This is a genomic window from Novosphingobium sp. AP12 (assembly GCF_000281975.1).
Classification (GTDB): domain Bacteria; phylum Pseudomonadota; class Alphaproteobacteria; order Sphingomonadales; family Sphingomonadaceae; genus Novosphingobium.
Map to the genome: position 1 here is coordinate 1 of NZ_AKKE01000028.1, position 15,674 is coordinate 15,674.

14 protein-coding genes are annotated in these 15,674 nt (G+C 67.8%); 8 read left to right on the forward strand and 6 right to left on the reverse strand.

Going from position 1 to position 15,674, the window contains the following annotated elements; all coding sequences use genetic code 11:
- The 6 genes from PMI02_RS05600 to PMI02_RS05625 all read left to right on the forward strand — a co-directional run.
- The coding region (locus tag PMI02_RS05600) for a M23 family metallopeptidase (RefSeq protein ID WP_007679952.1) at positions 1 to 1,398 on the forward strand (1,398 nt) is incomplete at its 5' end.
- Positions 1,399 to 1,492: 94 nt separating this feature from the next.
- Positions 1,493 to 2,488, forward strand: a complete 996-nt coding sequence (gene hemB / locus PMI02_RS05605) for a porphobilinogen synthase (protein ID WP_007679955.1) — start codon at positions 1,493 to 1,495, stop codon at positions 2,486 to 2,488.
- A gap of 1 nt (position 2,489) precedes the next feature.
- Positions 2,490 to 3,044 (forward strand): GNAT family N-acetyltransferase, encoded by a 555-nt coding sequence (locus PMI02_RS05610; protein WP_007679958.1) that lies wholly within the window; start codon positions 2,490 to 2,492, stop codon positions 3,042 to 3,044.
- Positions 3,023 to 5,257: a fused MFS/spermidine synthase gene (locus tag PMI02_RS05615; RefSeq protein ID WP_007679961.1), complete on the forward strand. Its 2,235-nt coding sequence runs from the start codon at positions 3,023 to 3,025 to the stop codon at positions 5,255 to 5,257. Before PMI02_RS05610 ends, PMI02_RS05615 begins: the two co-directional genes overlap by 22 nt.
- On the forward strand, positions 5,254 to 5,829 hold the full coding sequence (locus tag PMI02_RS05620; RefSeq protein WP_007679964.1) for a gamma carbonic anhydrase family protein: 576 nt from the start codon (positions 5,254 to 5,256) through the stop codon (positions 5,827 to 5,829). The genes PMI02_RS05615 and PMI02_RS05620 overlap by 4 nt, the downstream gene beginning before the upstream one ends.
- Complete coding sequence (locus PMI02_RS05625; RefSeq protein ID WP_007679966.1) at positions 5,829 to 6,110, forward strand: DUF167 domain-containing protein; 282 nt, start codon at positions 5,829 to 5,831, stop codon at positions 6,108 to 6,110. Before PMI02_RS05620 ends, PMI02_RS05625 begins: the two co-directional genes overlap by 1 nt.
- A gap of 29 nt (positions 6,111 to 6,139) precedes the next feature.
- Here PMI02_RS05625 and PMI02_RS05630 read toward each other — a convergent pair whose 3' ends face one another.
- From PMI02_RS05630 to PMI02_RS05645, 4 genes are all read right to left on the reverse strand, one after another.
- Positions 6,140 to 7,732 carry a cisplatin damage response ATP-dependent DNA ligase gene (locus PMI02_RS05630; RefSeq protein WP_007679969.1) on the reverse strand — a complete coding sequence of 531 codons (1,593 nt, stop codon included), beginning with the start codon at positions 7,730 to 7,732 and terminating at the stop codon, positions 6,140 to 6,142.
- Positions 7,733 to 8,020: 288 nt separating this feature from the next.
- Positions 8,021 to 9,025, reverse strand: a complete 1,005-nt coding sequence (locus tag PMI02_RS05635) for a ligase-associated DNA damage response exonuclease (protein ID WP_007679984.1) — start codon at positions 9,023 to 9,025, stop codon at positions 8,021 to 8,023.
- A 63-nt stretch (positions 9,026 to 9,088) separates the two neighbouring features.
- A complete protein-coding gene (gene clpA, locus PMI02_RS05640; RefSeq protein ID WP_007679987.1) occupies positions 9,089 to 11,464 on the reverse strand; it encodes an ATP-dependent Clp protease ATP-binding subunit ClpA in 2,376 nt (791 codons plus the stop codon).
- Positions 11,465 to 11,610: 146 nt separating this feature from the next.
- On the reverse strand, positions 11,611 to 11,829 hold the full coding sequence (locus PMI02_RS05645; protein ID WP_036502475.1) for a DUF1192 domain-containing protein: 219 nt from the start codon (positions 11,827 to 11,829) through the stop codon (positions 11,611 to 11,613).
- Between the two features lie 86 nt (positions 11,830 to 11,915).
- Between PMI02_RS05645 and PMI02_RS05650 the strand changes: the two genes are divergently transcribed.
- Positions 11,916 to 12,932, forward strand: coding sequence for an NAD(P)H-quinone oxidoreductase (locus PMI02_RS05650; RefSeq protein WP_007679989.1), 1,017 nt, complete (start codon positions 11,916 to 11,918; stop codon positions 12,930 to 12,932).
- A 174-nt stretch (positions 12,933 to 13,106) separates the two neighbouring features.
- Positions 13,107 to 13,814 carry a DUF1013 domain-containing protein gene (locus PMI02_RS05655; protein WP_007679991.1) on the forward strand — a complete coding sequence of 236 codons (708 nt, stop codon included), beginning with the start codon at positions 13,107 to 13,109 and terminating at the stop codon, positions 13,812 to 13,814.
- Positions 13,815 to 13,884: 70 nt separating this feature from the next.
- Here PMI02_RS05655 and PMI02_RS05660 read toward each other — a convergent pair whose 3' ends face one another.
- Together PMI02_RS05660 and PMI02_RS05665 are read right to left on the reverse strand one after the other, a co-directional pair.
- Positions 13,885 to 14,307, reverse strand: a complete 423-nt coding sequence (locus PMI02_RS05660; RefSeq protein WP_007679994.1) for a polymer-forming cytoskeletal protein — start codon at positions 14,305 to 14,307, stop codon at positions 13,885 to 13,887.
- 24 nt (positions 14,308 to 14,331) lie between these two features.
- On the reverse strand, positions 14,332 to 15,378 hold the full coding sequence (locus tag PMI02_RS05665; protein WP_007679997.1) for a M23 family metallopeptidase: 1,047 nt from the start codon (positions 15,376 to 15,378) through the stop codon (positions 14,332 to 14,334).
- Positions 15,379 to 15,674: the final 296 nt, after the last annotated feature.

Genomic DNA, 15,674 nt, shown 5'->3' on the forward strand with positions numbered 1-15,674 from the left:
CCCGCCGATATCGGCAGCCGCACCTGGCTTCGCGGGCTCGCCACCATGCTCGGACTCGGCGCAGCAGCCATCGCGCTTTGCCCGAGCTTCTCGGCGGTCGAGGCGGCGACGACGATGCCGCTCGATCTGCAGGCGCGCGATGAATTCCGCTGCCAGTCTATCGCCCCCCTCGGGCTCGGCGCGGACAGCGGCCGCCACATGGGCGCGACGCCGCTGGTGCGCCCGCTCGCCAATGTGCCCGAGCGGCCGGCGATCCAGATGGTTTCCACGCTCGGCGCGGGCGACAGCCTCGGGCGCATGCTCGAACGCGCGGGGCTGGGCGGCACCGACATTTCACGTGTCTCGGCGCTGGTCGCGCAGGCGGTGCCGGTGGGCGAAATCGCCTCGGGCACGCAGTTCGACATAACACTGGGCAAGCGCCCGGCTGCCGGTGCCCCGCGCAGCCTCGATTCGCTCGACTTCCGCGCCCGCTTCGATCTCGATCTGTCGATCGAGCGCAGCGGCGGCGGCCTCGCGTTGGTGCGCCATCCCATCCACGTCGACGAGACTCCGCTGCGCATCCGCGGCACCGTCGGCTCCAGCCTCTACCGATCGGCGCGGAACGCCGGGGCGCCGGTCTTGGCGATCCAGTCGTACCTGCGCGCGCTCGACAAGTACGTCAGCCTCGAAAGCGATCTGGGCGCGAAGGACCAATTCGACCTGATCGTCGCCTACAGGCGCTCGGCCAAGGGCGAGAGGCAGGTCGGCGACCTCCTCTACGCCGGTGTCGAGCGAGCCGGGAAGCCCAGCCTGCAACTCGTGCGCTGGGGCAAGGACGGCGGCATGTTCCCCGCCGGAGCGGCAGGGCAGGCCCGCAGCGTGCCGATCGGCCAGCCGGTGGCCGGGCGCATAACGTCGGGCTACGGCGCAAGGCGGCACCCGATCCTCGGCTATGTGCGCATGCATGCGGGCATCGACTTCGGCGCACCCTATGGCTCGCCGATCTACGCGGTGGCGGATGGCACGGTCACGTTCGCCGGACGCCACGGCGGGCACGGCAACTACGTAAGGCTCCAGCACGGCGGCGGGCTCGACACCGGGTATGGCCATATGAGCCGCATCGCGGTGGCCAGCGGCAGCCGCGTGCGCGCGGGGCAGGTGATCGGCTACGTGGGGTCGACCGGACTTTCGACCGGCCCGCACCTTCACTTCGAAGCCTATCGCGGCGGCCATACCATCAATCCCGCCGGCATCGCCGTGGTCGCCCGCCCGCAGATCGACGGCCATGAGCGCGACGCCTTCAACGCCCGCCTCAAGGCGCTGCTGGGAATCGCGCCGGGCGCTGCCCTGGGCTCTGTGGCACCCGCGCCAAGCGCGGTGGTGGAAGCCGGGCGCGAGATCGACAGGATCGCCGACTGAGCCTCGGGGAGGGCACTCCCCGCGCAACCTTCACCTCCCATTTCGCAAGCCTCCCGCGATTGAACGCACGGCGTTTTTGCGGCAAGCAGCCGCCATGACCGGTACCTATCCCCACAGCCGCCTGCGCCGCGTGCGCGCAACCGCCTGGAGCCGCGCTCTCCACCGCGAGACCGTGCTGACCCCGGCGGACCTGATCTGGCCGCTGTTCGTCACCGAGGGGGACGGGGTGGAGCAGCCGATCGCCTCGCTGCCCGGCGTGTCGCGCTGGTCGGTCGACGGCATCGTCGCGCGCGCCCGCGAGGCGGTGGACCTCGGCATCCCATGCCTGGCGCTGTTCCCGCATACCCAGCCCGAGCGCCGCAGCGAGGACGGGGCCGAGGCGCTCAACCCGGACAACCTGATGTGCCGCACGATCCGTGCGATTCGTGACGACCTGGGCGACAAGGTGGGCCTGCTTACCGACGTCGCGCTCGACCCCTACACCAGCCATGGGCAGGACGGTCTGATCGACGAGGCGGGCTACGTGCTCAACGACCAGACGGTCGAGGCGCTGGTGGGCCAGTCGCTCAACCAGGCCAACGCGGGCGCGGACATCATCGCGCCGTCGGACATGATGGACGGCCGGATCGGCGCGATCCGCGATGCGCTGGAGGACGCGGGCCACGTCAACGTCCAGATCATGAGCTACGCCGCCAAGTACGCCTCGGCCTTCTACGGCCCGTTCCGCGACGCCGTGGGCTCGCGCGGGCTGCTCAAGGGCGACAAGAAGACCTACCAGATGGACCCGGCCAACACCGAGGAAGCCCTGCGCGAAGTGGCGATGGACCTCGCCGAGGGCGCGGACACGGTGATGGTCAAGCCGGGCCTGCCCTACCTCGATATCGTGCGCCGCGTGAAGGAGCGCTTCGAGGTGCCGGTCTTCGCCTACCAGGTCTCGGGCGAGTACGCGATGATCGAGCATGCCGTGGCCGCCGGCGCCGCCGACCGTGACGCGATGGTCATGGAGACGCTGCTCGCTTTCAAGCGCGCGGGCTGTTCTGGCGTGCTGACCTACCATGCGGCCCACGCCGCGCGCCTGCTGAATGGCTGATATGTTCCACGTGGAAACAGAGCGGCTGGTCTTGCGCGACTGGCGCGAAGGCGACATCGAGCGTTTCGCCGAGGTCACCAACACGCCCGCCGTCATGCGCTGGCTGGGCGGCGTGATGGACGCGGAGAAGCTCGCCGCCTTCGAAACCCGCGTCGTCGAGCGCCAGGAGCAGCTCGGCCACACCTTCTGGGTGGTCGAGCGCAAGGACGACGGCGCAATGCTCGGCTTCTGCGGCCTCAAGCTGATCGACGCGCCGGAAGCGAGCTTTACCGGCGAGATGGAGATCGGCTGGCGCCTGCGCGAAGATGCGTGGGGCAAAGGCTATGCCAAGGAAGCCGCCGCCGCCTCGCTCGATCTCGGGTTCGGCCGCTTCGGCGCGGGCGAAATCTTCGCCATCACCAATATCGAGAACACCGGCAGCTGGGGCCTGATGACCCGCCTCGGCATGCGGCGGCGCGAGGAGCTCGACTTCGTCGATCCGCGCTTCGAGCCGCCGATCGGCAACACCATCGTCCATTCGATCACCGCCCAGACATGGCGCGCGGCGCAGGCTTGAGGGCGCGGGCAGGAGGCTCTGCGCGGAACCTGTTCGTCGCGACGATCCTCGTCAGCAGTTTCCTGCTGTTCCTGGTGCAGCCGATGGTCGCGCGCATGGCGCTGCCGCGGCTCGGCGGGGCGCCCAACGTCTGGAACAGCGCGATGCTGGTCTACCAGGCGCTGCTGCTTGCCGGGTACGCCTATGCGCATATGCTCGGACGGTTGCCCCTGCGGCGGCAGGCGGTCATCCATGTCGCGCTGCTTCTGCTGGCGGCGCTGACGCTTCCGGTCGGCCTCGTCGCGCTGCCGCCGATTGCCGGGCTGTCCGAGACTTTGTGGGTGCCGCTGCTGCTGGCGCTGAGCATCGGGCCGGTGTTCTTCGTCGTCTCCGCGCAGGCGCCGCTGATGCAGCGCTGGTTCGCGGCCGACCCCGCAGCGGGGCAGCCCTGGGCGCTCTACGCGGCGTCGAATCTCGGCAGTTTCGCGGGCCTTCTCGCCTATCCGCTGCTGGCCGAGCCGCTGCTCAGCCTGCGCGCGCAGGCGGTGGCATGGAGCGCCGGGTTCGCACTGCTGGTCGCATTGGTGATCTGCGCCGCGCTGAGCCGCCGCAAGCTCTCCTTGCCGGCCCCGGTCGAGGTCGAGGAGAGCGCCCCCATCGGCGGCCGCACCATTGCGCTCTGGCTGCTGCTATCGGCGGTGCCCTCGGGCCTCATGCTGTCGACGACGACGCACCTCACAACCGATATCTTCGCAATGCCGCTGATCTGGGTGATCCCGCTCGGGCTCTACCTGCTGAGCTTCGTGCTCGCCTTCGCCGACCGGCGCGGGGCGGTCATGGCGGTGAGCCGGGGGGCGCCGGTGGTCGTGCTGTTCGCGGGCAGTTACGCCATGCTGTCGAACGGCTCGGGCACGCTGTGGATGGCGGGCGGTGCATGCCTGCTGCTGTTCTGCGTGGCGACGGCCCTCCATGGCCGGCTCTACGACCTGCGGCCCGGTCCGACGCAGCTTACACGCTTCTATCTGGCGATGTCTGCGGGCGGTGCGCTGGGCGGAGTGTTCACCGCGCTCATTGCGCCGCTGGTGTTCGACTGGGCCTGGGAGCATCCGATCCTTATCCTCGCCGCCGCGCTGCTCATGCCGCTGGAGCCGCTGCTGCGCTGGCGCAATACCGATGGCATCGAGCCCGGCATGGCGCGCATCGCGCTCGCGCTGCTGCTGGCCTTCGCGGCTTTCCTGTCGTGGCAGCTGAACAATTGCGCGCTGCATCCCGAGAGCAGCCTCACCGCGCTGGTTCTGACCGTATTTCTGATCGGCACCGGCGTGATGGTCATGGTCTGGCGCGGCGCCTTCGTGGCGGTGCTGGCGATGGCGATGGTCGCGCAGGGTGGCATCTGGACGATCCGCGCGACACTGGCCGGAGAGCGCACCCGCAGCTACTTCGGCATCTACACCCTGCGCGACGATGCCGACGAAAACATGCGCACTTTGGCTCACGGCACCACGCTGCACGGCATGCAGTCGCTCGACCCCGCGCATTCGCGCGAGGCGCTGACCTACTACGGCCCGACCTCGGGCGCGGCGCTGGCGCTGAAAGCGACACCGGCGATCAAGGGCGCGGGCGCCCGCGTCGGCGTAGTCGGATTGGGCACCGGCTCGCTCGCCTGCCAAGCGCGACCCGGACAGCGCTGGACCTTCTTCGAGATCGATCCCGTCGTCCTCGACTTCTCACGCCAGGGCCGCTTCACCTTCCTGAGCCAATGCGCGCCCGGCGCCCGCGTCATCCTAGGCGATGCGCGGCTCAAGCTGGCCGGCCTGCCTGCCGCCTCGCTCGATGTGCTGGTGATCGACGCCTTCTCGTCCGACGCCATCCCCATGCACCTGCTCACCCGCGAGGCGATGCAGGTCTACCTGCGCGCGCTGAGCCCGCGCGGGCTGCTCATGCTGCACATCTCCAACCGCTACATCGACCTTGCCCCGGTGATCGGCTCGACCGCGCAGGACAGCGGCCTCGGCGCGCTGTCGCGGCTGGATTTCCCGGAGGACACCACCCGCTACACGCCGTCGCGCTGGATCGCCCTCTCGCGTGACCGCGCCGTGCTCTCGGCTCTTGCGCACGGCGACGCGGATAGCCCATGGTCGCCGCTCGAGGAACGGGCGGCGGGGCCTTGGACGGACGACCACGCGTCCATCCTCCCGCACGTCCGCTGGGACAGGCTGACAGGAACTCCATGACTGCTGAGCGCACCGACATCACTCTCGCCGCGATCAATGGCAAGGCTCCCAGGATCCACTCCAGCGCCTTCATCGCGCCGGGCTGCCGCATCATCGGCAACGTCGAGATCGGGCCGGATGCGAGCGTTTGGTACAACTGCGTGATCCGCGCCGACGTCCACCGCGTCGTCATCGGCGCGCGTACCAATATCCAGGATGGCTCGGTCGTCCATTGCGACAGCCCCAAGCCCTCCAATCCGGACGGTTTTCCCACCATCATCGGCGACGACGTGCTGATTGGTCACCTCGCCATGGTCCACGGCTGCACGCTGGAGGACCGCGCCTTCGTGGGCCTCGGGGCGATCGTGATGGACGGCAGCTACATCGAGTCCGACGGCATGCTGGCAGCCGGCGCGCAGCTTACCGGCAAGCGCATCGGCGCACGGCAGCTGTGGATGGGCCGCCCCGCAAAGCACCTGCGCGACCTCGACGATGCCGCCATCGCAGCCAATCAGGCGGGCGTGAAGGGCTACGTCATCAATGGCCGGATGCACGCCGAGGCGCTTGGCGTGCATGGCGGCTCGAAGGGCTAATGGCCCGGGCGCGGGCGGAACTTCCCTCGGCCGAGGCGCTGCTGGCGATGGTGGACCGGGAAGGGCGACTGGCCTTGCGCGTGACCCCCGGTGCGCGCGTGGAGGCACTGGAGATCACGGACGGCCGCCTGCTCGCAAAGGTTCGCGAGAAACCTGAGGATGGCAAGGCAACCGAGGCAGTGCGCGATCTGCTCGCCCGGGCGCTGGGGCTGGCGCCGTCGCGGGTGGAACTGCTGCGCGGCGCCACCTCGCGCGAGAAGCAGTTCAGGGTTAACGCCTGACCTCGGCTGTTCCACGTGAAACCCAACCCTCAATCGCGGATCAGCCCCCGCAATGTCTCCAGCCTGTCCGCCTCATGCGCGGGCTTATCCGCACGGATGCGGCTGATGCGGGGGAAGCGCATGGCAACGCCGGACTTGTGGCGCTTGCTGGAGTGGACGGAATCGAAGGCGACTTCGAACACCAGCGACCTGTCGGTCTCGCGCACCGGGCCGAAGCGGTTGACGGTGTGATTGCGGACATAGCGGTCGAGCCATTTCAGCTCCTCGTCGGTGAAGCCGAAGTAGGCCTTGCCGACCGGCAGTAGCTCGGCCCCGGCGTCGGGATCGCCGTCCCAGCAGCCGAAGGTGTAATCCGAATAGAACGACGAGCGCTTCCCCGAGCCGCGCTGGGCATACATCAGCACGCAGTCCACCAGCAGCGGGTCGCGCTTCCACTTGTACCACAGGCCGGTCTTGCGGCCCGCGACGTAGGGGCTGTCGCGCCGCTTGAGCATGACCCCCTCGATCGCATCGTCGCGTGCCCTTTCGCGAATGGCGGAGAGTTCGGCGAAGTCGGCGGCGGGGATGACGCCGCTGATGTCGAAGCGCTCCGGGTCGAGCCGGGGGAGCAGGGTTTCCAGCGCAGCCCGGCGATCCGTCCAGGGCAGGGGGCGCAGGTCCACTCCCTCGACGATGAGGGCGTCGTAGAGCCGCACGAAGGCCGGGTATTCCTCGCGCATCTTCTTGCTGACGGTCTTGCGGCCGAGGCGCTGCTGGAGCGCGTTGAAGCTGGCCGCGCCGCCGGTCTCGCCGCCCTGATGCGCGCCGCGCACCAGCAGTTCACCGTCGAGCACCGCGTCGATGTGCAGGGCATCAGCGATCTCTGGGAATGTGCCGGAAATGTCATCGCCGGAACGCGAATAGACGCGCGTTTCGCCGCCCGCGCGAACCACCTGCACGCGGATGCCGTCCCACTTCCACTCCGCGGCATAGTCCGCCAGATCGACCTGCGTTTCCTCCAGTCCATGCGCCAGCATGAAGGGTCGGAACAGCGGCAGGTCCTGCGAGCTCGGCGGCTCGGCGCCATGTGCGGCCCAGTCGAACAGGGCTGCATAGGGCGCGGTCTGGCCGTGCCAGTGTTCCTCCACGTCCTCCACCGATACGCCGAAAGCCTGCGCGAAAGCTGTCTTGGCGAGCCTTGCGGAAATGCCGATCCTCATCGCGCCGGTCGCCAGCTTGAGCAGGGCGTAGCGGCCCTCCGCGTCAAGCCGGTCGAGCAGGCGCGGCAGGTCGGTCATGACGTTGGCGCGGGTCATGCGGGATAGCGCGTCGACCGCTTCGGAAACGGTCGGCGGCGAGGGCGCCTGCGCCGGTTCGGGCCAGAGCAGGCTGGCGGTTTCGGCCGAATCGCCGACGTACTCGCGGCTCAGCGTCCAGAGCACCGGGTCGATCCGCTCGGTCAGCAGGTTGCGGATGGTCGAGCTTTTCACCGCCGGGAAGTCCAGCCCGTCGGTCAGTGCGGCGAGCGCCCAGCCCCGGTCGGGGTCGGGCGTGACGCGCAAGTAGTCGGCCAGGAGCTTGAGCTTGGCGTTGCGGCTGCGCGTATAGACCAGCGCGTCGAGGAGGGCGGCGAACGCTTCCATCAGAAAGGGTTTGGCACGCGGAGGCGCGGAGGCGCGGAGAAGAAAAGGGAATGGGGGGTCGCGCAAAGGCGCGAAGACGCAAAGGTGTCGTGTTTGCGGCGAAGCCGCTTTTCATATCTGGGTTGCGTGTGCCGACGCGTTGGCATCAAGAGATAGCCTGCGGTGCTGCCGGACCTCTTTGCGCCTTCGCGCCTTTGCGCGAACCCTTCCTGTTCTTCTTCTCCGCGTCTCCGCGCCTCCGCGTGCCACACTCTTTTTGAGCCAGGTCGCGCACATCTCCGGAAAGTATCAGTCATCCTCATCCTCGTACCCCACCAACGCCAGCGCTCGCGCCTTGCGCTGGTTCAGCTGGCACCAGCGCAGCATCGCTTCCTCGCGGCCGTGGGTGATCCAGGTCTCGGCAGGGTTCACGTCCACCACGGTCTGCGTCAGCTCGTCCCAGTCGGCGTGGTCGGAGATGATGAGCGGCAGTTCGACCATCCGCTGCCGGGCGCGTTGCCGCACGCGCATCCAGCCCGAGGCCATGGCGGTGATCGGTTCGGGCAGGCGCCGGCTCCAACGGTCGTTGAGCGCGGAAGGCGGGGCGACGACGATGCTGCCGGCCAGCTCTTCCTTCGTCGCATCGGACATGAGGCGAAGATCGCCGAGGTCCACGCCCCATTCCTCGTAGAGCCGGCACATGCGCTCCATCGCGCCGTGGAGCCAGATGGTGTCCCGGTGCCCGGCGCGGCGCAGTTCGGCGATCAGTCGCTGCGCCTTGCCGAGCGCGTAGGCGCCGACGAGCACGCAGCGCTCCGGGTTGGCGGCAAGGGCGGCGAGGAGCTTGGCGATCTCCTGCTCGACCGGCGGGTGGCGGAATACCGGGAGGCCGAAGGTGGCCTCGGTGACCAGCACGTCGCAGGGGGTGACCTCGAAGGGCGGGCAGGTGGGGTCGGAGCGGCGCTTGAAGTCGCCGGTGACGACGATGCGCTCGCCCGCGTGCTCCAGCAGGATCTGCGCCGAGCCTAGGACGTGGCCGGCAGGAATCCAGGTGGCATGGACGTCACCCGGCAAGGCGATGCGCTCGCCGTAGGGGACCGGCACCGCGCCGTCCTCGGTGGCGTAGCGCAGCTTCATGATCGCGAGGGTCGCAGGGGTCGCGAACGTCTGGCCGTGGCCCCCGCGCGCGTGATCGGCGTGGCCATGGGTCACGAGCGCGCGATCGACCGGCCGGGCCGGGTCGATCCAGCAGTCGGCGGGGACGACGTGGATTCCCCAGGGTTCGGGTCTAATCCAGGAGAAATCGCGGGCCATCCAAAGAGAATGGGGCGGGAACCTCGCGGTTCCCACCCCATCTCGTTGGCCTGGTTATTCGGCTCAGTCGTCGGAACTGGTTTCCGGCTGGGTGCCGGGGTTCTTCGCCCGCTTGGCCGGAGCCTTCTTCTTTGCCTTGGCGACCTTGGGCGCGGAAGGCGTCAGCTCGAAGTTGAGCGCGTCTTCCTTGACCGAGACGTGGACTTCGCCGCCGTGCGCGAGCTTGCCGAACAGCAGTTCCTCGGCGAGCGGCTGCTTGACCTTCTCCTGGATCACGCGGCCCATCGGGCGCGCGCCGTAGAGCTTGTCGTAGCCGCGATCACCCAGCCAGGTCCGCGCATCCGAGTCGAACTGGATGTGGACGTTCTGGTCCGCCAGCTGCAGTTCGAGCTGGAGGATGAACTTGTCCACGACCCGGCTGATGGTGTCCTTGGCGAGATAGGCGAAGGGCACGATCGCATCGAGGCGGTTGCGGAATTCCGGCGTGAACATCTGCTTCACCGCTTCCTCGCCGGCATCCTCCTTCGAGGTGTCGCCGAAGCCGATGCCCTGCTTGGCCATGTCCGACGCACCCGCGTTGGTGGTCATGATGAGGACCACGTTGCGGAAATCGACGGTCTTGCCGTGGTGATCGGTCAGGCGGCCGTTGTCCATCACCTGCAGCAGGATGTTGAACAGGTCGGGGTGCGCCTTCTCGATCTCGTCGAGCAGGAGGACGCAGTGCGGGTTCTGGTCGATCGCGTCGGTCAGCAGGCCGCCCTGGTCGAAGCCGACATAGCCCGGGGGCGCGCCGATCAGGCGGCTGATCGAGTGGCGCTCCATGTATTCGGACATGTCGAAGCGCTTCAGCTCGATGCCCATGATGGTGGCGAGCTGCTTGGCGACTTCGGTCTTGCCGACGCCGGTCGGGCCCGAGAACAGGAACGAGCCGATCGGCTTGTCCGGATCGCGAAGCCCGGCCCGGCTGAGCTTCATCGCGGTGGACAGCAGGTCGATCGCCTTGTCCTGGCCGAACACCACGCGCTTGAGGTCACGCTCGAGGTTGCCGAGCGCCTTCTTGTCGTCGGAGCTGACCGACTTGGGCGGGATGCGCGCCATGGTTGCGATGACCTGCTCAATCTCGCGGGCGGTGATCGTCTTCTTGCGGCGGCTGGGGGGCACCAGCATCTGCATCGCGCCGACTTCGTCGATCACGTCGATCGCCTTGTCGGGCAGCTTGCGGTCGTTGATGTAGCGGGCCGAAAGCTCGACGGCGGTCTTGATCGCGTCGGGCGTGTACTTGACCTTGTGGTGTTCCTCGAAGGCCGTGCGCAGGCCGCGCAGGATCTTGATGGTATCCTCGATCGTCGGCTCGTTCACGTCGATCTTCTGGAACCGGCGCAGCAGGGCGCGGTCCTTCTCGAAGTGGTTGCGGAACTCCTTGTAGGTGGTCGACCCGATGCAGCGGATGGTGCCGCCCGACAGCGCCGGCTTGAGCAGGTTCGAGGCGTCCATCGCACCGCCGCTGGTGGCGCCGGCACCGATCACGGTGTGGATCTCGTCGATGAACAGCACCGCGTGGGGCATCTTCTCCAATTCGGAGACGACCTGCTTGAGGCGTTCCTCGAAGTCGCCGCGATAGCGGGTGCCTGCCAGCAGCGAGCCCATGTCGAGCGAGTAGATCACCGCTTCGGCCAGCACCTCGGGCACGTCGCCCTCGACGATCTTGCGGGCCAGACCCTCGGCGATGGCCGTCTTGCCGACGCCCGGATCGCCCACGTAGAGCGGGTTGTTCTTGGACCGGCGGCACAGGATCTGGATCGTGCGGTCGACCTCCGGGCCGCGCCCGATCAGCGGGTCGACCTTGCCGTTCAGCGCCTTCTCGTTGAGGTTGACGGTGAACTGGTCGAGCGCCGAGTCCTTCTTGTTGCCGGCGGCGGCCTTGGTCTCGTTCTTGTCCTCGGGCGTGGGCGTGTTCTCGTCCGACGAGCCCTTGGGGCTCCGATCCTCGACGCGCTTGCCGCCCTTGCCGATGCCGTGGCTGATATAGCTGACCGCGTCGAGGCGGCTCATGTCCTGCTGCTGCAGGAAATACACGGCGTAGCTGTCCCGCTCGGAGAACAGGGCGACCAGCACGTTGGCGCCGGTCACGGTGTCCTTGCCCGAGGACTGGACGTGGAGAATGGCGCGCTGGATCACGCGCTGGAAGCCGGCGGTCGGGGCGGGGTCGCCCTTTTCCTCGGTCTTGAGCGACTGGTATTCCTGATCGAGATACTGGCGCACCACGTCCCCGAGATCGCCGAGGTCCACGCCGCAAGCCTGCATGACCTGAGCGGCGTCGGTGTCGTCGATCAGCGCGAGCAGGAGGTGCTCGAGCGTCGCATATTCATGGCTGCGCTCGGATGCGTGAGACAGAGCCGAGTGCAGGGTCTTTTCAAGGCTTTGCGCGAAACTTGGCATTTAAGCGACCTTCATTGTGAGGGACGACTCTCCTGTGGGGAGCTTGGCGGCAAGAGGTTTCAGCATCGATATAGGAACGATCAGGGCCGTTGCGAGGTTGCCTCCAGTTGCACCCGTATCGGCGGCAAGAGGCGAAGCTGCGCGGCTCACGATGATCGCGGCCTGAACAGCGCATCGGCTGCGAGCCGGTGCGCGGAAGATGTGTCCCGGTGGGCGCGGACCCGTTCGATCTCCGCTTCCAGGAGGACGATGCGTGCGCCGAGTTCGTCCAGCGAATAGCGCTCCAGGCTTTCGCTGGCGAGGAGGCTGGCGGCGCCGAAGTTTCCTTCGGAGGACCGCAGCCGCGGTCGATCATCATCGTCCATTGCGGTGCAGCATCGGACTGTATTTCCTGCCTGTCAATGGGCCGAAAGGTGTTCCCCGCAGCCCAGTGCTGTGGCACCATCGGGCCATGTTAGCTGACGCTCCGGACCTGAAGCCGCCTGCCACCATGACCGCCGTCGGCTACGAATCGCCCGGCGGACCCGAGGTTCTCCGGGCCACGGTCGTCTCCGTGCCGGCGCCCGGTCCGGGTGAGGTGCTGGTCAAGGTGGCCTTTGCCGGCGTCAATCGCCCCGACGTCGTGCAGAGGCAGGGCAACTATCCGCCGCCGCCGGGCGCCTCGCCGATTCCGGGGCTCGAGATTTCGGGCACCATCGCCGCACTGGGCGAGGGCGTGGATGCCTTCGTCACCGGGGAAGCGGTCTGCGCACTGGTCTCGGGCGGGGGCTATGCCGAATACTGCATCGCCAAGGCCGCGCACTGCCTGCCGGTCCCAGACGGCCTCGCCATGGACGAAGCGGCGGCGCTTCCCGAAACGCTGTTCACCGTCTGGCACAACGTCTTCGAACGCGGCTACGCGCGGCAAGGCGAGACGCTTCTGGTCCACGGCGGCACCAGCGGCATCGGCACCATGGCGACGATGCTGGGGCGTCATTTCGGGCTGACCGTCATCGTCACCAGCGGCTCGCCCGACAAGTGCGAGGCGGCGCTGAAGATCGGCGCGCATCATGCGATCGACTACAAGGCGGCCGATTTCGTCGAGGAAGTGGCACGGATCACCGGCGGCAGGGGCGTCGACCTCGTGCTCGACATGGTCGCGGGAAGCTACGTCGCCCGCAATCTCAAGTGCCTCGCGCCCGAGGGTCGGCACGTCACCATCGCGGTGCAGGGCGGCGCGAAGGCGGAGATCAACATGGCGGTGGTCATGAGCCGTCGCTACACGCTCACCGGGTCGACGCTGCGGCCGCGTTCGGACGAGTTCAAAGCGCTGCTCGCGCAGGAAATCCTCGAATGCGCCTGGCCTCTCGTGGAAGAGGGGGAGTTGCGGCCGGTCATGGACGCCCGTTTCCCACTAGCCGAGGCTGCTGCGGCGCATGTGCGGATGGAAGCGGGCGACCATATCGGCAAGATCGTGCTGGAGGTTTAAACGTCGCCGGAGCGTTCCACGTGAAACGTTCCAGACAAGCGATCGAATGACGCCGTAAATGACTCTGCCGAATAACGAGCCTTTTGCTTGCCGAATCCGCAAACATTGCCTAAATCGACCCGGTACGGCCGCTCCGATGGGGCGGCCCTTATTGTTTCCGCCGGAGATAGAGACATGAGCCAGCCCACTCCGCTGATGCCCCACGCGACCGCTTCCTGGCTGGTCGACGTCACTTCGCTGACTTTCGAGCAGATCGCAGAATTCTGCGGACTCCACATGCTCGAAGTCCAGGCGATGGCCGACGACCTGGCATCCAGCAAGTATACCGGTCGCGACCCCGTGCGTTCGGGCGAGCTGACCATGGAAGAAATCGAGAAGGGGCAGGCCAACCCCGAATACAAGCTGCGCATGCACAAGGCGCCGGTCAACGTGAGCCGTACCAAGGGCCCGCGCTACACCCCGGTGTCCAAGCGCCAGGACAAGCCGGACGGCATCGCCTGGATCCTGCGCAACCACCCCGAGGTTTCGGACGCGCAGGTCGGCAAGCTGATCGGCACCACGCGCAACACGATCGCGGCGATTCGCGACCGTTCGCACTGGAACATCGCCAACATCACCCCGAAGGACCCGGTCACGCTGGGCCTGTGCTCGCAGCGCGAACTCGACGCCATCGTCGCCAAGGCTGCCAAGAAGGCGGGCATCGAGGAGGACGAGAACCTCACCAACGAGCGCCTGTCCGACGATCGCACCGCGCTGATCGAGGAACTGCGCGCCGAGCGTCAAGCCCAGGTCCAGGCCGCCAGCGCCGCCGCGCAGGAAGCCGAAGTCGCCGCCTGGCTGGAAGCCAAGCGCGCCGCCGAGGCCGAGGAACGCGGCCAGTAAGCGCGCCTGCAAGACACGAAAAAGGGCCGCGGGCGAAAACCCGCGGCCCTTTTTTTGGGCTTGAGGACAGTTACTCCGCCGCGGCGGGCAGGATCAGTTCCGGTTCGGCGTGGGGCAGGCGCGCGATGGCCGGAGGCATCTGGCCGCCGTTGGGGCTGAGGCGTCCTTCCAGGCGGGCCCCCTGCTCGATGGTCAGAGCGTCGTAGGCGACGTCGCCCTCGATCCGCGCGGTCTTGAGGATCACCACTTCACGCGCGGCGACCGAGCCGCGCACGAGGCCGGCGATCCGCACCGATTCGGCGCGCACGGCGCCGGTGATCTCGCTGCCTTCGCCCTGCACGAGCGAGTTGCATGAAATGTCCCCGTCGACGCTGCCGTCGACGTGCAGGTCGGCGCTCGCCTGGATGTTGCCGGTGATGGCGGTGTCGGCGCCGAGCATCGAGAAACTGGTGGCGCCGTTGACGGTGCGGGAGCTGATGAAGGCCTTGGCCATGTCCGCGTCTCTCCTTTTTTGGCCCTACTTGGTCTGGGCGTTACGAGCGGCTTCGAGGAACGGGCGCGGGTTGACCGGGCGGTCGTTGACGCGCACCTCGAAATGCAGGTGGGGACCGGTCGAGCGTCCGGTGCTGCCCATGGCGGCGATCAAAGCGCCTGCCTCGACCTCCTGGCCGACATGGGCGCGGAAGCCCGAAAGGTGGCCGTAGCGGGTCATCAGGCCGTTGCCGTGCGTCACTTCGACGCAGTTGCCGTAGCCGGACTTCTGGCCGACGAAGGTGACCTTGCCCTTGGCGGCGGCGTAGATCGGCGAGCCCATCGGGCCGGGGAAATCGAGCCCGGCGTGGAATGCGGCGCCGCCGGTGAAGGGGTCGGACCGGTAGCCATAGCTGGACGAGACATAGGCGACGTGGGCCGGGCTGACCTGGGGGATCGAGGCGAGGCCGCTTTCCAGCGCGTCCATGCGGGCAAGGCTCTGGCCCATGCGGCGGAAGCGGGGGTCCACGCTGCCGTCGCTCGCGGTGACCAGCTTGATGAGCGGGCCGCCCTCTGCGGTTCGGGCCCGCGAAGCCATGGCACCCGGATTGAGGCCGAGGTGGCGGATCGCCTCGCTGGCCGCCTCAGAGCGCTGGTCGGCATAGCGGGTCAGGCGATCGACCAGAGCGAGCTGTCCGGCCTCTATGCGGGCGAGGGGGCCGGCGCCCGGCATCGCGGCGCTGATCTTCGTGGCGGCTGGAACCTCGTCGCCGGAGCCTTCGACGGTGCCGGCTTCGGGAAGGTCGCCGATGTGGGCGTCCACCACCTGCTCGATGAACTTCTGCCGGCGGACGAGATCGGAAGCCAGCGCATCGACGCCCTGCTTGTACTGCTGGACGCGCCCTTCGGCCCTGGCGACAGTGGCCTCGCGCTGCACGAGGGCGGCCTGCGTGGTCTCGGTGGAGGCCTGCGACAGCGCCAGTGCGCCGACCGAGGCGCACCAGGCGCCGAGCAGGCCGACCGCGACACCGGCGGCGATCTTCTGGCTCCGCGCCGAAACGCGGATGAAACGGACCTGCCCCTGCGATCGCATGATGAACTCGCGATCAGGGAAGGCAGTCCTGAGGCGCTGTAAAAGCGCCCCGGCTGATGTGGATAGCAAAACGACCCCGCTGGAAATTCTATGTCTCAGTCCCGGATCGGCGAGCTAGCAGGGGGCGGTTGGCATGGCGAATCGACTCGGCTCGAAGCATTGTCGAATCGAGCCGAGTCGGACGAGTCCTGCGGTGAGCCGAGGGATACAACACCGATTGTCATTTTGCTGCCCGGGAATCGCATCGCCTGGTTGATGAAATACATGCGCGGGACGGCTTTTCTTATGGGCGAAGC

Excerpts from the sequence above, each read along its gene's own strand:
- PMI02_RS05625 (WP_007679966.1), top strand. The coding sequence starts at position 5,829 with ATGGCCCGGGCGCGGGCGGAACTTCCCTCGGCCGAGGCGCTGCTGGCG.
- PMI02_RS05610 (WP_007679958.1), top strand. The coding sequence starts at position 2,490 with ATGTTCCACGTGGAAACAGAGCGGCTGGTCTTGCGCGACTGGCGCGAA.
- PMI02_RS05620 (WP_007679964.1), top strand. The coding sequence starts at position 5,254 with ATGACTGCTGAGCGCACCGACATCACTCTCGCCGCGATCAATGGCAAG.
- clpA (WP_007679987.1), bottom strand. The coding sequence starts at position 11,464 with ATGCCAAGTTTCGCGCAAAGCCTTGAAAAGACCCTGCACTCGGCTCTG.
- PMI02_RS05635 (WP_007679984.1), bottom strand. The coding sequence starts at position 9,025 with ATGGCCCGCGATTTCTCCTGGATTAGACCCGAACCCTGGGGAATCCAC.
- PMI02_RS05650 (WP_007679989.1), top strand. The coding sequence starts at position 11,916 with ATGTTAGCTGACGCTCCGGACCTGAAGCCGCCTGCCACCATGACCGCC.
- hemB (WP_007679955.1), top strand. The coding sequence starts at position 1,493 with ATGACCGGTACCTATCCCCACAGCCGCCTGCGCCGCGTGCGCGCAACC.
- PMI02_RS05645 (WP_036502475.1), bottom strand. The coding sequence starts at position 11,829 with ATGGACGATGATGATCGACCGCGGCTGCGGTCCTCCGAAGGAAACTTC.
- PMI02_RS05665 (WP_007679997.1), bottom strand. The coding sequence starts at position 15,378 with ATGCGATCGCAGGGGCAGGTCCGTTTCATCCGCGTTTCGGCGCGGAGC.
- PMI02_RS05630 (WP_007679969.1), bottom strand. The coding sequence starts at position 7,732 with ATGGAAGCGTTCGCCGCCCTCCTCGACGCGCTGGTCTATACGCGCAGC.
- PMI02_RS05660 (WP_007679994.1), bottom strand. The coding sequence starts at position 14,307 with ATGGCCAAGGCCTTCATCAGCTCCCGCACCGTCAACGGCGCCACCAGT.
- PMI02_RS05655 (WP_007679991.1), top strand. The coding sequence starts at position 13,107 with ATGAGCCAGCCCACTCCGCTGATGCCCCACGCGACCGCTTCCTGGCTG.
- PMI02_RS05615 (WP_007679961.1), top strand. The coding sequence starts at position 3,023 with ATGGCGCGCGGCGCAGGCTTGAGGGCGCGGGCAGGAGGCTCTGCGCGG.